The sequence below is a fragment of the uncultured Methylobacterium sp. genome, assembly GCF_964242245.1.
In the GTDB taxonomy this organism is placed as follows: domain Bacteria; phylum Pseudomonadota; class Alphaproteobacteria; order Rhizobiales; family Beijerinckiaceae; genus Methylobacterium.
Map to the genome: position 1 here is coordinate 1 of NZ_CAXTBY010000094.1, position 16,043 is coordinate 16,043.

11 protein-coding genes are annotated in these 16,043 nt (G+C 72.6%); 8 read left to right on the top strand and 3 right to left on the bottom strand.

Going from position 1 to position 16,043, the window contains the following annotated elements; genetic code table 11:
* From ACFE8Y_RS16550 to ACFE8Y_RS16565, 4 genes are all read left to right on the top strand, one after another.
* The coding region (locus ACFE8Y_RS16550; RefSeq protein WP_375465486.1) for a hypothetical protein at positions 1-141 on the top strand (141 nt) is incomplete at its 5' end.
* Between the two features lie 215 nt (positions 142-356).
* Positions 357-1,844 (top strand): HlyD family efflux transporter periplasmic adaptor subunit, encoded by a 1,488-nt coding sequence (locus ACFE8Y_RS16555; protein ID WP_375465477.1) that lies wholly within the window; start codon positions 357-359, stop codon positions 1,842-1,844.
* A gap of 189 nt (positions 1,845-2,033) precedes the next feature.
* Entirely contained in the window at positions 2,034-4,358 is a 2,325-nt protein-coding gene (locus ACFE8Y_RS16560) for a caspase domain-containing protein (RefSeq protein ID WP_375465478.1), read from the top strand.
* 193 nt (positions 4,359-4,551) lie between these two features.
* Positions 4,552-4,830, top strand: coding sequence for a hypothetical protein (locus tag ACFE8Y_RS16565; protein WP_375465479.1), 279 nt, complete (start codon positions 4,552-4,554; stop codon positions 4,828-4,830).
* 158 nt (positions 4,831-4,988) lie between these two features.
* Here the strand turns inward: ACFE8Y_RS16565 and ACFE8Y_RS16570 are convergent, their stop codons facing one another.
* Both ACFE8Y_RS16570 and ACFE8Y_RS16575 read right to left on the bottom strand, forming a co-directional pair.
* Positions 4,989-5,426: a DUF3429 domain-containing protein gene (locus tag ACFE8Y_RS16570; RefSeq protein ID WP_375465480.1), complete on the bottom strand. Its 438-nt coding sequence runs from the start codon at positions 5,424-5,426 to the stop codon at positions 4,989-4,991.
* A gap of 159 nt (positions 5,427-5,585) precedes the next feature.
* Positions 5,586-9,074, bottom strand: a complete 3,489-nt coding sequence (locus ACFE8Y_RS16575; protein ID WP_375465487.1) for a hypothetical protein — start codon at positions 9,072-9,074, stop codon at positions 5,586-5,588.
* A gap of 284 nt (positions 9,075-9,358) precedes the next feature.
* Between ACFE8Y_RS16575 and ACFE8Y_RS16580 the strand changes: the two genes are divergently transcribed.
* From ACFE8Y_RS16580 to ACFE8Y_RS16595, 4 genes are all read left to right on the top strand, one after another.
* Positions 9,359-11,152 carry an acyl-CoA dehydrogenase C-terminal domain-containing protein gene (locus ACFE8Y_RS16580; protein ID WP_375465481.1) on the top strand — a complete coding sequence of 598 codons (1,794 nt, stop codon included), beginning with the start codon at positions 9,359-9,361 and terminating at the stop codon, positions 11,150-11,152.
* A gap of 244 nt (positions 11,153-11,396) precedes the next feature.
* Positions 11,397-12,605 (top strand): acetyl-CoA C-acetyltransferase, encoded by a 1,209-nt coding sequence (locus ACFE8Y_RS16585; protein WP_375465482.1) that lies wholly within the window; start codon positions 11,397-11,399, stop codon positions 12,603-12,605.
* Positions 12,606-12,722: 117 nt separating this feature from the next.
* Positions 12,723-13,211, top strand: a complete 489-nt coding sequence (locus ACFE8Y_RS16590) for a hypothetical protein (protein WP_375465483.1) — start codon at positions 12,723-12,725, stop codon at positions 13,209-13,211.
* 57 nt (positions 13,212-13,268) lie between these two features.
* The gene (locus ACFE8Y_RS16595; RefSeq protein WP_375465484.1) at positions 13,269-15,470 is read left to right on the top strand and encodes a 3-hydroxyacyl-CoA dehydrogenase NAD-binding domain-containing protein; all 2,202 of its coding nucleotides are present in this window, start codon (positions 13,269-13,271) and stop codon (positions 15,468-15,470) included.
* A gap of 25 nt (positions 15,471-15,495) precedes the next feature.
* Here ACFE8Y_RS16595 and ACFE8Y_RS16600 read toward each other — a convergent pair.
* Positions 15,496-16,043: hypothetical protein (locus ACFE8Y_RS16600; protein ID WP_375465485.1), on the bottom strand; the 548-nt coding region annotated here is incomplete at its 5' end.

The following is a 16,043-nucleotide window of genomic DNA, read 5'->3' on the forward strand; positions in this document are numbered from 1 at the left end:
GCCAAGTGCTACGGCGGCGACATCTCGCGCAAGCGCAAGCTCCTCGACAAGCAGAAGGAGGGCAAGAAGAAGATGCGCCAGTTCGGCCGCGTGGAGATCCCGCAGGAGGCGTTCATCGCCGCGCTGAAGATGGACGATTGAATGAGCTCACGGTCACCACCGGGCGCGCATGACGGTGATGGCCGGAAGACTGTGATTGAAGTCCGTGCCTTGACAACGCTCAAGGTTTTCCCCGTCATCAAGGCAGGACCGAAAGCTGCCCTCTCGAACATGTTCGCTGCTGCGGAGCCACGCCCCGGGGATCGCGCCGTGCCTTGCGCACGCGGCTGCGCCGTACGCAGGACTGAGGCCGCCTCGTGAAGCGCACGATCGCGGCGATCCTGGCCGCCGATGTCGCGGGCTACTCGCGGCTGATGGCCGAGGACGAGGAGGACACGCTGCGGCGGTTGACCGCGGCCAAGGCGGTGTTCCGCGAGCAGGTGGCCCGCTTCGACGGCCGCGTCTTCAACACGGCGGGCGACGCGATCCTCGCCGAGTTCCCGAGCGCGGTCGAGGCCCTGCGGGCGGGACTCGCGATCCAGGCGGGGCTGGACGACCTCGACCGCGACGACCCGCCGACGCGCCGCGTGCGCTTCCGGATGGGGCTGACCATCGGCGACGTGGTCGAGCAGGACGGTGACCTCCTGGGGGATGCCGTCAACGTCGCTGCGCGCCTGGAGGGCTTGGCCGAGCCCGGGGGCTTGTGCCTGTCGCGCACCGTGCACGAGGCGGTCTCCGGCAAGGTCGCGGTGACCTATCGCGACATCGGCCCGCAGCGGCTGAAGAACATCCCGCGCCCCGTCCACGCCTACCGCGTGGTGATGCCGCGCGATCCGGCCGGAGGCGCCGCGGCTCCGGTCCGGCGGCGGCGCGTGGCGCTCGCGGGCGGAGCCGCCGCGGCCCTGATCCTCCTCGGCTTCGGGGCGCTCTGGTCCTTCGCGCCCGGATCGCTGATCCGCTCGGGGGAAGGCACCGACGCCGCCGGGGCGCCCGAGCGGGACGACCTGATCTCCGTCGCGGTTGCCCGCGCGCAGAGGGCCTGCTTCCGCGACCAGATCCGCGTCTCCGGGCTGATCGTGCCGCGCACCGAGGTCGAGGTTCGGCCGGACGGCGAGGGTTTGCGCGTGCTGCGCGCCCTCGCCGGCCCCCTGGAGGATGTCCGCGCCGGACAGGTGATCGCGCAGCTCGTGCGCGAGGGCGATCCCGAGCAGCGCCCGATCCCGGTGCGCAGCCCGGTGGCCGGGCTGATCGGGCAGGCGAACGCGGTCGCCGGACGCCCGGCCTCGGCGATGGCGCCGGCCCTGTTCCGGGTGATCGACCGGGGCGCGTTCGAGCTGGAGGCCGAGGTGCCGCTCCAGGTCCTCGACCGGATCAGGCCGGACCAGGGCGTGAGCGTGACGCCGCTGGGCGGCACCCCGCTGCAGGGTCGTGTCCGCCTCGTCGCGACCGGCGTCGATCCCGCGACGCAGCTCGGGCGCGTCCGCATCCTCCTCGCGGGCGGGCAGAGCCTCGCCGAGGGCGTGCGCCAGGGGCAGTTCGCGAGCGGGATCGTGCGGGTGGCCGAGCGCTGCGGCGTGGCGGTGCCGCACGCGGCGGTGAACCGCGAGGCGGACGGCGCCGTCGTCTACCGGGCCAACGCCCGGCGGATCGAGGGGCGCCCGGTCGTCGTCGGTCTCGCCTCGGACCGGCTCGTCGAGATCACCGACGGGCTGGAGGAGGGCGACACCATCGTCTCCCGCGCCGGCCCGTTCCTGCGCGACGGCGACCTCATCCGGCCGGTGCGCGCGGCCGGGACGCCGCAATGAATCCGGCGCGATCGACTGTCCTGTCCCCGCGTCCGATGTGAACAATCGCACCCGACGCGGCATTGGCGGTCTCAGCGATCAGCCCGAATGCAATTTATCCGTTGCGCGAATGCAATGCTGCGCCTAGCTTCGCGCGGTGACTGAAGGGCCGGCCGGGTGGCCGCAGCCTCGTCGTCGAAGGTTCCTCGCGTGGCACGGCTCGGGATCGCCATCCTGGTCAGCTTCCTGCTGACCCTCTACGCCGAGCAGGCCTCGGCGGACGGACGGCGCGTGGCCCTCGTGGTCGGCGTCGGCGCCTACCAGTCGGTGCCGCAACTGCCGAACGCGGTCAGCGACGCGACTGCGATCGCCGAGATGCTCCGCAAGGCCGGCTTCGACGTCGTCGCCGCGCGCTCCGACGTCGGCAACCTCGAATTCAAGCGCGCGATCCGCGACTTCGAGGACGCGGCGGCCGATTCCGACATCGCCGTGGTGTTCTATGCCGGCCACGGCATCGAGATCCGCGAGACGAACTACCTGATCCCCACCGACGCCAAGCTCCTCAACGAGCGCGACGCCGAGGATGAGGCGATCTCGCTGGACCGGATCATCACGGCGCTGGAGCCGGCCAAGCGCCTGCGCCTCGTCATCCTCGACGCCTGCCGCGACAACCCGTTCGGCACCAAGATGAAGCGGCGCGTGGCCAGCCGCGCGATCACCGCGGGCCTCGGCAAGGTCGAGCCGGCCCAGACCGACACCCTCATCGCCTACGCGGCGAAGGAGAAGTCGGTGGCCAACGACGGCGAGGGGGCGCACAGCCCGTTCACCACGGCGCTGCTCGCGAGCCTGACGGTGCCCGGCCTCGACGTGCGCCTCGCCTTCGGCCGCGTGCGCGACGACGTGATGCGAGCCACCGGCCACAAGCAGGAGCCGTTCGTCTACGGCTCGCTCGGCGGCGGCACGGTCGCCCTCGTGCCGGCCAAGGCCGAGACGGCGAGCGCCCGCGGCGAGGCCAACGACGCGAAATCCGATTACGAGATTGTCGAGCGGGTCGGGAAGAAGGAGGCGTGGGAGGTCTTCCTCAACGCGCACAAGACCGGGATGTACGCCGAGCTGGCGCGCGTCCAGATCGCCAAGCTCGTCCCCGCCGGCTCGGATGCCTCCATCACCCGGATGGCGAGCAACGGGACGGACGGCGGCCTCAACGGCATGGCCGCGACCGCGCCGGGTGCCCGCACGTCGCCGCCGGTCGAGCCGCCGCCGATCGCGCCGGCGCCGAAGCCCGGCGCGGCCGAGCAGCGCGCCTGGGACCGGCTGAAGCTGTCGACGGATCAGGCCGCGCTCCGCAAGTTCATCGAGACCTATCCGAATTCCCTGCTGCTGCCGGAGGTGCAGGATCGCCTCGATGTGCTGCAGCGCCTCGCCCGGGAGCGGGAGGAGGCCGTGCGCCTGGAGCGGGAGGCGGCCCGCCAGCGCGACGAGGACGAGAAGCAGAAGAAGGCCGCCGAGGTCGAGCGCAAGCAGCTCGAGCGCGAGGCCGCCAAGCAGCGCGAGGAGGCCGAGCGCGCCAGGGCCGCCGAGGCGCTGCGCCAGAAGGCCGAGGCGATGGCCGCGGCCAAGCAGCGCGAGGCGGAGGAGCGGGCGCGGGCCGCCGAGGCCGCCGCCCACAAGCGCGAGGAGGAGGAAGCGGCTCGCCTCGCGGAGGTCGCCGTGCGCAGGCGGGAGGCCGAGGCGCGCGCCCAGGCGCTCGCCGCCGAGCGCCAGAGGGCCGAGGCGGAGGCCGCCGCGCGGAAGCGCGAGGCCGAAGCCGCGTCCCGCGCGGTCGAGGCGGCGAAGGCCGCCCGGGAAGCCGAGGAGCGCAGCCGGGCCCAGGCCGCCCGCGACCAAGCCAATCAGGACAGCACGACCGAGGCGCAGGCCAAGGCCGCGGCGAAGGCCACCGCCGACGCGCGAGCGGCGGAGGAGCGCGACCGCGCCAGGGCGGCGGAGACCCTCGCCCGCCAGAAAGCGGCCGAGGAGCGCACCAAGGCCGCCGAGGCCGCGCGCCGGAAGGCCGCGTCGGAGACCGTCGCGACGGATCGCGAGAATGCGGAGCGCGCCCGCATCGCCGAGGCCGCCCACCGCAGGGCGAAGGAGGAGGCCCAGGCCGAGCGCCGCCGTGCCGAGGCTGCGGCCGAAGCTGCGGCCGAGCGCCAAGCCGAGCGGGCCGCCGCCGTGCGCCGCCGCGAGGCGGCAGAGAACGCCCGCGCCGCCGCCGATGAGGCGGCCGCCGCCAACCGCCGCCGGGCGGCCGAGGCGACCAAGCGCGCAGCCGAGCGTCAGGCGGACCGGGCCGCCGCCGCTGCCGACCAGCGTCGCCGCGCCGCGCAGCAGGCCAAGGAGGCGAATCGCGCCCGCGCCGCGCAGGCGGCTCGGCCCGCCCCGGCGCAGCGCGCCCGCGTCGAGGCGCGCGTTTCTGCTCCGCCTCCGCGTTACTCGGGCGGCGGCGGGGGCGGTGGAGGGGGCGCCGCCCCGATGGTCGGCATCGGGTTCTGAGCGCCTTCTCACGCTGTGTTCGGGAATGAAAATCCGAACGCGGTACTCCGACGGTTCGAATGCTGTGTCCGGCTGCTTCCGATCCCAAGGCCCGAAAAAAGCCGTTGTCGTGTCCGATCTCGGGCGATCGCTGGCGCCGTAGATCGCGGCCCGCTCGTCCGAGCACCTTCAAGAACAGTCGCGGAGTTCCCTGATGTCACGGTCCATTCAGCGCTCGACGATCATCGCCCTCGGTCTCGCCGGCGGCCTGATCGCCGCGGTTCCGGCCTTCGCTGACGCCGAGTCCACGCGCGGGCTGTCCTGCGCACCGGCCGAATGGATGCCGGACCAGGCGGAGTGTCGTGCCGTTGCGCATCGCCGCAGGTTCCGGCCGGACTTCGCTCGGGTCCGGGCTCCGGCCCACCTGATCGATACCGACATTCCGTTCGCCGGCCGCTACGTCAGCCTGCTGATCCTCGGCGTCGGCTACTGAACATGTGCCGCAAAACGCCCTCGGCGTTGCCCCCCGGGCAAGCCGTGACGGCGGGCCGGCCTCTTCGTGAGATGCCCTCACGCGTTTGCCCGGCGTGCGGGGGACGCGAGCATGCTGCGCGCGCCGGGACGGGCGACACCCTGCGGTGACCGTCCGCGTCAGGCCGCGACGAGCAACGCGGCGCCTGCCACCCCGGACAGGACCAAGCGCAGGCGGCCGAGCCAGACCGGAACGAGGCCGCGTCGGGCAAGGTCCTGGTCGATGAGGCCCCAGGCCAGCACGAGGATGCCGAGCATCCGCAGGTCCCAAGGGGCCGGCGCGGCCAGCGCCACCCAGGCCAGCAGCGACGGGACGATGGCGAGCAGGTAGTCTGCGTTCCCGGCGTTGCGCGCCGCCGCCGCGCCCCAGCGGATGCCGCCGAGGAAGGACGCGATCACGGCACCGTACGCGGACAGGATCGTGCGCGGGGACAGGCCGATCGTGCCGAGCCCTCCATCGTTGCCGCTGACGGCCAGCGCCGCGAAGCCGAGGAACGGGATCAACCCGGCGGCGCCGAGGAGCACGGCGCCGATCGGTACGGGAGTCAGCCGCGCCATCACACCTCCGGGCTGCCCGCTGCGGATCGGCGGTTGCGTGTCGAGTCGAACAATCATACGGCGGCGGATGACGCGGGTTCCCGCACTGCGGCATCCTGGCCAAGCTTCCGCCGTCTTCGAGCCCGTCGCTTTGAAGGCGGCGTCGGCCGGGGAGGGCGCTCAGACGCCCCTGCGCGCCACCGGCGCGAAGGTCGGGGCGACCGGCGCGGGGGCGCCGAGCAGGGTCATCGGGCCGGCGGCGGCCTCCTTGGAGACCGGCGGCTCGTTGACGGCCCGATCGAGACGGTGCGGCTTGAAGTTCGCGGCGATGCTGCGGGCGGTCGCAAGGTCCGCCGGGCTCAGCTTGTTCGCCACGTCGTCGCGCTTCCTGCCCGCATCCTCGTCGCCCTGCGCGGCGGCGGCGGAGAACCACGCGTAGGATTGCATCAGGTCCTGGGTCAGGCCGAGGCCGCGGGCGTAGAGCACCGCGAGGTTGTACTGGCTGTCGCGGACGCCGTACTCCGCGCCCTGCCTGAACCACGAGGCCGCCGAGGCGTAATCCGGCTTGCCGGAAGCCGCCGGGTTCTCGGCGTAGAGAACTGCGAGGTTGTGCATCGAGCGCGCATGGCCCTGCTCCGCCGCACGCCCGTACCAGAGCTTCGCCTGGCCGATGTCGCGCACCAGCCCGGAGCCCTTCTCGTGATGCCCGGCGAGCTTGTACTGGGCCGGGGCGTAGCCCGCGGCGGCGAGCTTCTCGTAGAGCTTGGCCGCGAGCGACAGGTCGCGCGGCAGCCCGCGCCCGTCGGCCTCCCGTCCGGCGAGTTCCCAGATCGCCGTGCCGTCGCCGTCGAGCACCGATTGCCGCAGCTTCGACAGCGCCGCCGGGAGGCCCGCGAGGTCGCCCGAGAGCGACGCCATCCCGGAAACCTGAGGCAGCGCGGCACGGGCTTGAGCCGCCCGCGGCTCGGGCGGCGGAGACGCGATCGCCTGCGTGGTCTGGGGATCGGCGGGCACGGTCCGGGCAACCTCGGCAGGAACCGGATCGACCTTGGCGGGATCGGCCTTGAGGGAATCGGCCTTGGGGGCGGACGGCGTGCCCGCGTCGGCGACACCGGACGCGTCCCGGGCCGGGACCGACGCGGCCGGCGGCAGGCTCGTCCGCGCGGCGTCGGCGCCCGTGGGGCGCATGCTGATCGCCTGGAGGGCGCCGAGCGCGAGGACCACGGCCGCGAGCCCGAGGAGGAGCGGGCGGCGGCGGCGGTCGATCTCGGCGCGCAGGCGCGCCACCGGCCCCGCGCCCGGCGCGGACGCCGCCGGCGCGGCCCTGCCCGCGCTCCCGCGGGGCTCGCGCCGTCCGGCCGAGAGGGCGGCCTCCGAGGCGACCTCGGCCTGGGCGGCCTGGGCGGCGCGGCGCGCGGCCGCGATGAAGTTGGTCTTGATGTCGGCGGCGTCGGCCTCCGGCGCCTCGGTTCGGTCCCGCGCGACGCGTTCGCGGGCCGGGGCGTCCTTGGTCGGGGCGTCCTTGGCCGTTGCGTCCTTGGCCGGGCGTCCGGCTCCGGGCTCCAGCAGCTCGTCGCCGATCCGCGCGGCCTCGGGGGCGGGCGCGGCGCCGCTCGCGTGCGGCAGCTCCGGCCGCCGGGCGCCGCGACGGGGGGCCTCGATGCCGGTCGAACCGAGCAGGCGCTCTTCGAGCGACGCCTGCCGGGCGGCGATCGGCAGGCGGGCGGCCTCGCCGGCCTCGGGCGCGCCGAGGCGTCCGACCAGCCGGTCGAGGGCCGATTGTACGCCCTCGAGGGTGACGCTGAGGCGCTGGTCGGAGGCCGCCTGCCGGGCCTGGATGTCCGCCAGGCCGGCGCGGAGCAGGCCGAACTCGCTCCTGTCGGCGGCCTCGCGGGCGCCGCCGATCGAGGCGGCGACGGCGCTGCGGGCGGCCTGCGCGACCACGGCCTCGCTCGGCGCCGCCTCGCGGAGCGCCGAGACCTGCCGGAGCAGGTCGCCCATCGTCCGCTCCAGGCTCACCAGCGTCGGGTCGACGCTGCGGGCGTCGATCCGGTTGGCGAGCAAGACCACCTGCTTCTCGAGGGCGTCCAGGCCCTCGCCGCCCGGGCGGGCGCCCACGCGGTCGACCTTCTCGGCGAGGTTGCGCAGCATGGCATGGATCGAGGCCACGTCGCCGCCCGGCACGGCCGGCCGGCGCAGGGTTTCGCCCAGCGTCTCGCCCAGGCCCTCCAGGCGCCCGATCAGGTCGCCCACCGGCTGGGCGCTGACGCGGTCGACCTTGTCGGAGAGCGCGTCGATCCGTCCGAGGATCGCCTTCGAGGCCGCGGCATCCGCGCCGCGGGCGCCGGCCTGCAGGGCGTCGAGCTTGGCCGCCATCGCCTCGATCTGATCGACGAGGATCGCGGGCGCGGGACCGGCCGCTTGGAGGCCGGTGCGGATCTCCTCCAGCAGCGGCCGCAGGTTCGTCTCGGGGCCGGCCTGGAGCTGCGCGATCTGCGCGCTGATCGCCTGGAGGCCGTTGGCAAGGCCCTGGATGCGCTCCGGGCCGGCGAGCGCCGCGATCAGGTGGCGGATCTCCTCCAGCTCGCGGAACAGGTCGGTGAGCGCGTCGTGATCGACCGTGCCGCCGTGACCGCCCGCCACCACCGTGCCGAGGCGCGCGGCGAGGCGCTCGACGTCGCCCGCGACGCGGGCGTGGACGTTCTCGGCCACGTCGTCGGCCAGCCGCTCCACCTGCACCCGGATCAGTTCGATCGGCGCGGCGATGGCGGCGAGGTCGGCCGGCGCGTGCGCGCGCTCGACGCCGCTGGCGAGCGAGATCATCGCCTGCTCCAGCGCGCCGAGGTCGCGGCCGGTGGCGAGGTGGCCGATCGACTCGCGCAGGCGGCTGGTCTCGCGCCGAAGCTCCGACACCGCGTCCGGGACGGGAGGCTGCACGGCCTCGGGCAGCGCGGCCTCGGGCGGCGCGGCCTCCGCGACGGCGGCGTCGAGGCGGCGGGCGAGGTCCTGGCGCATCGTCGCGACGATGCTGCCCTGGGCGTCGTCGTCGAGCTCGCGCTGGCGCTGCCGGATCTCCTGGACCGCGTCGCGGATCTCGGCGGCGGCCGGCCGTCCGCGGCGCCCGGGCGGTCGCGAGGCCGCGACCTGCTCGCCCAGCGCCGACATCCGGCGCTCGATGTCGCCGAGGCGATCGGCGACCTGCTGCACCGGCGCGGCCCCGGCGCCGAGCGCTTGGCCCACGCGGGCCTCGATCTCCTCGATCCGGCGCCGGGCGGCCTCCTCGACCGCTTGGCGCTCCTCGGAGAGCGTCCGGTCGAGGCCGTCGATCCGGGCCAGCAGCGCCTGGAAGGTCGCGCCGAACGGGTCGGCCTGGGCGGCCTCCGGCGTCGTCGCCGGTGCGTCCGGAACGGGCGCGGAGCCCTCGAACGCGGACGTCGGCGGCGTGGGATCGACGGGGGCGGGGTCGGAAGCGGCGGCGCGGCGGCGCTGTGCCCTGACGGCGGCCGGCTTGGGCGAAGGATTGGGCGAAGGGTTGCGCTTGGCCGCGTCCGGGACGACGGACGCGATCCACGTCTCCAGCGGGACGCCGGCGCGGCGGGCCACGTCGCGGGCCGCCTCAAGCACGTCGGGATCGAAGCTGTCGAAGCTCGGCATCGCGTTTCGTGTCATCATCGGGCCTGCGTTCGGCAGCGTGCGGCATCCCGAGGGGCCGGGGACGCGGAGGGTCCCGGCAGCCGGTCTCGGATCGGTCATCGGCGACCATTAACTTTCTTGGTAAACACGCCGTTAAGATGCGGAAGGCCCGGACCGGGTACCTGCGCGCGCGAAATCGGCCTCGGCCGGATCGCGGCCCTTGCCCGGGCAGCGCCAAATAGTTTATATGTGAACTATCGAGAAGGCCGCGCGGCGCCGATCGGCCGGGTCAGGCTTTCCGTCCAGGCGGAGGATACGAGATGCCGAGCTATCGCGCCCCGGTCGAGGATACCCTGTTCCTCCTCAACGACGTGCTCGGCTTCCACAACCATGCCAACCTCGCGGGCTTCGCCGAGGCCTCCCCCGACGTGGTCGAGGCGGTGCTGAACGAGGGGGCCAAGCTCGCCGACGCGGTGCTGGCGCCGCTCAACCGCCCGGGCGACGTGGAGGGCTGCACTTGGCACCCGGACGGCTCGGTGACGACGCCGAAGGGGTTCAAGGCGGCCTACGACGCCTACGCGCAGGGCGGTTGGATGGGCCTCTCGGTGCCGGAGGCGTACGGTGGGCAGGGATTGCCGCACACCCTCAACACCGCGATCCAGGAATTCGCGTCGGGGGCCAACCTCGCCCTCGGGATGTATCCCGGCCTGACGCAGGGCGCGATGGCCGCCCTCCTCGTCCACGGCTCGGAGGCGCAGAAGGCGACCTACCTGCCCAAGATGGTCGAGGGCACCTGGACCGGGACGATGAACCTCACCGAGCCGCATTGCGGTACGGATCTCGGCCTCCTGAAGACCAAGGCGGTGGCCAACGGCGACGGCTCCTACGGCCTGACCGGCACCAAGATCTTCATCTCGGCGGGCGAGCACGACCTGTCGGAGAACATCGTCCACCTCGTCATCGCCCGGATCGAGGGGGCGCCGGCCGGCACCAAGGGCATCTCGCTGTTCGTCGTGCCGAAGTTCCTGGTGAACCCGGACGGCTCGCTGGGGGCGCGCAACGGCGTGTCCTGCGGCTCGATCGAGCACAAGATGGGCATCCACGGGAATTCCACCTGCGTGATGAACTACGACGGCGCTACGGGCTGGCTCGTCGGCCAGGAGAATCGCGGGCTGAACGCGATGTTCGTGATGATGAACGAGGCGCGGCTCGCCGTCGGCGTCCAGGGGCTCGGCCAGTCCGAGGTCGCCTACCAGAACGCCGCCGCCTACGCGAAGGACCGCCTCCAGGGCCGGGCGCTCTCCGGCGCCAAGGCGCCGGACAGGGCCGCCGATCCGATCATCGTCCACCCCGACGTGCGCCGCACGCTCATGGGCATCCGCGCCTTCAACGAGGCCGGCCGCGCGCTGGTGCTGTGGACCGCGCTGCAATCGGACATCGTCCACCGCTCGGAGGACCCGCGGGAGCGCCAGGCGGCCGACGACCACATGGGCCTGATGACGCCGGTGGTGAAGGGCGTGCTCACCGACCGGGGCTTTTCCAACGCGGTCGAGGCGCAGCAGATGTTCGGCGGCCACGGCTACGTCGAGGAATGGGGCATGTCGCAGTTCGTTCGCGATGCCCGCATCGCCATGATCTACGAGGGCGCCAACGGCATCCAGGCGATGGACCTGATCGGCCGCAAGCTCCCCAAGGACGGCGGCCGGGCGATGATGACGTTCCTTGCCGAGGTCCAGGCCTTCATCAAGGACAACGACGAGGATGAGGTCCTCAAGCCGTTCACCGCCCCGCTCCAGGCCGGGCTGAACGACCTTCAGGGCGCCACGATGTGGCTCATGCAGAACGCGTTCACCAAGCCCGACAACGCGGGCGCGGGCGCCACCGACTACATGCACCTCCTCGGCCTCGTCGCGATGGGCTACATGTGGGGCAGGATCGCCAAGGCGGCGGTCGCGAGGAAGGCGGAGGGCAACGGGGCCGCCGCGCGCATGGACGCCAAGCTCGTCACCGGCCGGTTCTACATGGAGCGCCTGCTGCCGGAGACGGCGATGCGGCTCGTGCGGATCAAGGCCGGCGCCGACACGACGATGGCCCTGGAGGCCGACGCGTTCTGAAGGGTGTTCTTCCCTCCCCCCTCTGCGGGGGAGGGTGGCCCTCGGCTCACGCGAGGGTCGGGAGAGGGGAGGGCCATATCCGGAGATGTCGCTCCCCTCTCCCGACTTAGCTCGCGGGCCACCCTCTCCCGCAGGGGGAAGAGGGAGTCGGGGTCGGCACGACGAAGCGGACGAGTCGGCCGCCCGGTGCAGAGAAAACGGTAAGCGCCCGCCCACGCGGCGAGAGACCCGAGGAAAAACGCCCATGACCGAGGCCTTCATCTACGACCATGTCCGCACGCCGCGCGGGCGCGGCAAGCCGGACGGGTCGCTGCACGAGGTCACCGCCCTGCGGCTGGCCGAGACCGCGCTGCGCGCGCTCAAGGATCGGAACGGGCTCGACACCCGCCAAGTCGACGACGTGGTGCTCGGCTGCGTCGATCCGGTCGGCGAGGCCGGGGGCGACATCGCCCGGGCGGCCGCGCTGGTCGCCGATTACGGCACCCACGTGCCGGGCGTGCAGATCAACCGCTTCTGCGCCTCGGGGCTCGACGCGATCAACTTCGCGGCCGCCCAGGTGATGGCCGGGCAGCACGACATGACGGTCGGCGGCGGCGTCGAATCGATGAGCCGCGTGGGCCTCGGGGCCTCGGGCGGCGCGTGGCCGGTCGATCCGGCGATCGCGATCAAGTCCTACTTCATGCCGCAGGGCGTTTCCGCCGACCTGATCGCCACGAAGTACGGCTTCTCCCGCGACGATTGCGACGCCTACGCGGTGCGGTCGCAGGTTCGCTCGGGCAAGTCCTGGGCGGATGGCCTGTTCAAGGATTCCGTCGTGCCGGTGCGCGACGTCAACGGCCTCACGCTACTCGACCGCGACGAGCACATGCGGCCTTCCACCGACATGCAATCGCTCGCGGGCCTCAAGGCGTCGTTCGTGCAGATGGGCCAGATGGGCGGGTTCGACGCCGTCGCGGTCGACGCGCACCCGGACGTCGAGGCGGTCGACCACGTCCACCACGCCGGCAACTCGTCGGGCATCGTCGACGGCGCCGCGGCGGTGCTGATCGGCTCGGCGGAAGCCGGCCGGGGCGCCGGCCTCAAGCCGCGGGCGCGCATCCGGGCCTTCGCCAACATCGGCTCGGACCCGGCGCTGATGCTCACCGGCCCGGTCGACGTGACCCGGAAGGTGCTGGCGCGGGCCGGCATGAGCCTCGCCGACATCGACCTGTTCGAGGTCAACGAGGCCTTCGCCGCGGTGGTCCTGCGCTTCTGCCAAGCCTTCGACCTCGATCCGGAGACGGTCAACGTCAACGGCGGCGCCATCGCCATGGGCCATCCGCTCGGCGCCACCGGCGCGATGATCCTCGGCACCGTGCTCGACGAGTTGGAGCGCACCGGCAAGGAGCGCGCCCTGGTGACGCTGTGCATCGGCGCCGGCATGGGTACGGCGACCATCATCGAGCGGGTTTGAGGATCGCGGGGCGGCCGGCGCGCTCCCGAAATCCGTGAAAGGCTGGTAGAGGCGGCCCTGACCCGTGCCGGGCGACGGTGCGGCCGAGCCCCAAGAACGAACCCAAGGGAGACACCAATGCGCCGCTTCCTCGCCGCCCTCTGCCTGACAACCGCCCTCGCCACGCCCCTGGCCCCGCCATCCGCCCGCGCGGACGAGGCAGCCGACAAGGTTGCGGAGGCCAGGACGCTCGTCACCAAGACCCTGATCAAGAACCTCCAGACCGGTTTCACCGCGGCGCTGGAGAAGACCGTCGCTCCGATGCCGGAGGACAAGTCCGAGGCCGTCCGCAAGGAACTGATGACGGAGTTCGACAAGCAGAGCGGCATCATGGTCGACGGCCTGTCGAAGGCCTACGCGGACAAGTTCACCCTCGCGGAGTTGAAGCACCTCGACGAGATCTACGAGGACAAGACCTATCTGAAGTTCCAGGCGCTCAACGCCGATCCGTCCTCGACGGTGACGACGATCTCGCAGGCCTCCGTGACCAAGCTGCTCAACATGCTGGCGGTCGCCTCGGCCGGCGACAACGCGCCGACGCCCGGCGCCCCGCCCGCGCCGAAGTAGGCGACCGACGATCCACCCACGCCCGTCCCGTGGCGAGACACCGACAGGATTGAGCCGATGGACCTCAGGAACTTCCGCTTCGAGACGGACGGCGACGGCCTCGCGCTCGCGACCTGGGACTGTCCCGGCCGCTCCATGAACGTGATCACCGAGGCCGTGATCGACGAGATCGAGGCGATCGTCGACGCGGTCGTCACGGATGCCGCGATCAAGGGCTGCGTGATCACGTCGGGCAAGGACAACTTCTCCGGCGGTGCCGACCTGACCATGCTCCAGGGGCTCGGCCTCGAGTACGAGCGGCTGAAGCGCGAGCAGGGCGAGGAGCCCGCCATGCGCCGCTTCTTCGAGGCCTCGCGCCGGCTCTCGCTGGTGTTCCGCAAGCTGGAGACCTGCGGCAAGCCGTTCGCGGCGGCCGTGAGCGGGCTGTGCCTCGGAGGCGCCTTCGAACTCGCGCTCGCCTGCCATCACCGCGTCGTGTCGGACGATCCCAGGACCCGCGTCGGCCTGCCGGAGATCAAGGTCGGGCTGTTTCCCGGCGGCGGCGGCACGCAGCGCGTCGCGCGGCTGATGCAGACGGGCGACGCCCTGCAGATGCTGTTCAAGGGCGAGCAGATCCGCCCCGCGATGGCCCGCTCGATGGGCCTTGTTCACGACATCGCCGGCAAGGACGAGATCGTCGCGAAGGCCAAGGCCTGGATCCTGGCCGGCGGTTCGGCGGTGGCACCCTGGGACGTTCCGAAATTCAAGGCGCCGTCCGGAAAAGTCTACTCGCCGGCCGGGATGATGATCTGGCCGCCGGCCAACGCGATCTACCGGCGCGAGACGCACGACAACTACCCGGCGGCGAAGGCGATCCTGGCCTCGGTCTACGAGGGCTTGCAACTGCCGATGGACCTCGCTCTCAAGGTCGAGAGCCGCTACTTCGCGATGATCCTGCGCACCAAGGAGGCGGCGGCGATGATCCGCACGCTGTTCATCTCCATGGGCGAGCTGAACAAGGGCGCGCGGCGGCCGAAGGACGTGCCGGCCTCCAATCTGAAGAAGATCGGCGTCGTCGGCGCCGGCTTCATGGGCGCGGGCGTCGCCTACGTCACGGCCCAGGCCGGGATGGACGTGGTGCTGGTCGACCAGTCGATCGAGGCCGCCGAGAAGGGCAAGGCCTACGCGCACACGCTGATCACCGGCCAGATCAACAAGGGCCGCGCCAAGACCGCCGACCGCGACGCGCTGCTCGCCCGCATCCAGCCCTCGGCCGACTACGCCGACCTTCACGATTGCGACCTCGTCATCGAGGCGGTGTTCGAGGACCCGAAGGTGAAGGCCGAGGTGATCGCCAGGGTCGAGGCGGTGATCGGCCTCGACACGGTGTTCGCCTCGAACACCTCGACGCTGCCGATCTCGGGGCTCGCCAAGGCGTCCGGGCGCCCGGACGCGTTCGTGGGCATCCACTTCTTCTCGCCGGTGGAGAAGATGATGCTCGTCGAGATCATCAAGGGGGAGGCCACGGGTGACCGGGCGCTCGCCACGGCGCTCGACTACGTCCGCGCCGTGAAGAAGACGCCGATCGTGGTCAACGACGCCCGCGGCTTCTTCGCCAACCGCTGCGTCGGCGCCTACATCCTCGAAGGCCACAAGATGCTCAACGAGGGCGTGCCGCCAGCGATGATCGAGAACGCCGGCAAGATGGCGGGCATGCCCGTCGGCCCGCTCTCGCTCAACGACGAGGTGGCCCTCGACCTGGGGCTGAAGATCGCCCGGGCGACGGAGGCGCAGGCCGGCCCCGACGCGGTCGATCCGGCGCAGAAGGCGCTCCTCGTCGAGATGGTCGAGGGTCGGGGCCGGCTCGGGCGCAAGAACCGCAAGGGCTTCTACGATTATCCCGAGGGCGCGGCCAAGCGCCTGTGGCCGGGCCTGAAGGACCTCCAGCCGACGCACGCCGATCCCGACTCGCTCGACATCGCCGAACTGAAGCACCGCCTCCTCGTGGTCCAGGCGCTGGAGGCCGCCCGCACGGTGGAGGAGGGCGTCATCACCGATCCGCGCGAGGCCGATGTCGGCTCGATCCTCGGCTTCGGCTTCGCGCCGTTCACCGGGGGCGCCCTGTCCTACATCGACTTCATGGGGGCGGGCGCGTTCGTGGCGCTGGCCCGCGGGCTCGAGGCCAGGCACGGCGCGCGCTTCGCGGTGCCGGGCAACCTCGCGGCGATGGCGGAGAGCGGCGGCACCTTCTACGGCGAGGCGGCGAAGAAGGCGGCCTGAGGCGCCGGGTCTCCGCCTTCAGGCGCTACGCGCGCCCACGCTTCCGGTAGGCGGCGACGTGCCGCCCGACCGTGCGCCGCGTCGGCGCGTCGACGTAGCGCGCGATCCAGGGGGTCTCCAGCCAGAACGCAAGGTCCTCCGGCGCGTGCAGGAGGCGGTTCATCGCCGCCGCCTGGAACAGGGCGTGGCCGGTGTTGAGGATCTCGTCGTAGCCGCCCAGCCCGACCCCGCCGACGAGCCAGCGCTTCTCCAGCATCGTCGCGAGCATGGGCATCCGTTCGGGGCGGTGGATCAGGAAGAAGACTAGGCGGCAGCCCCTGGCGAGGGCGTAGCGCTCCAGATCCTCCAGGTACCAGTCCGCCTGCAGGCGGACGGTCGCGTAGATGTGCAGGTTGTAGGCGGCGAGCGCCCGCGCCAGGGCGTCGGCGAAGCGCGGCTCATCGCGCCCAAACGCGGCCACGCGCAGGATGTCGTCCAGGGACAGGCGGCCCTGGAAGGCCACGGCCATCACCGCGGGCAGGGCAGGGAGCCCGAAATGCGCGGCCGAGGCGGCGCGGCAGTCGGATCGGTCGA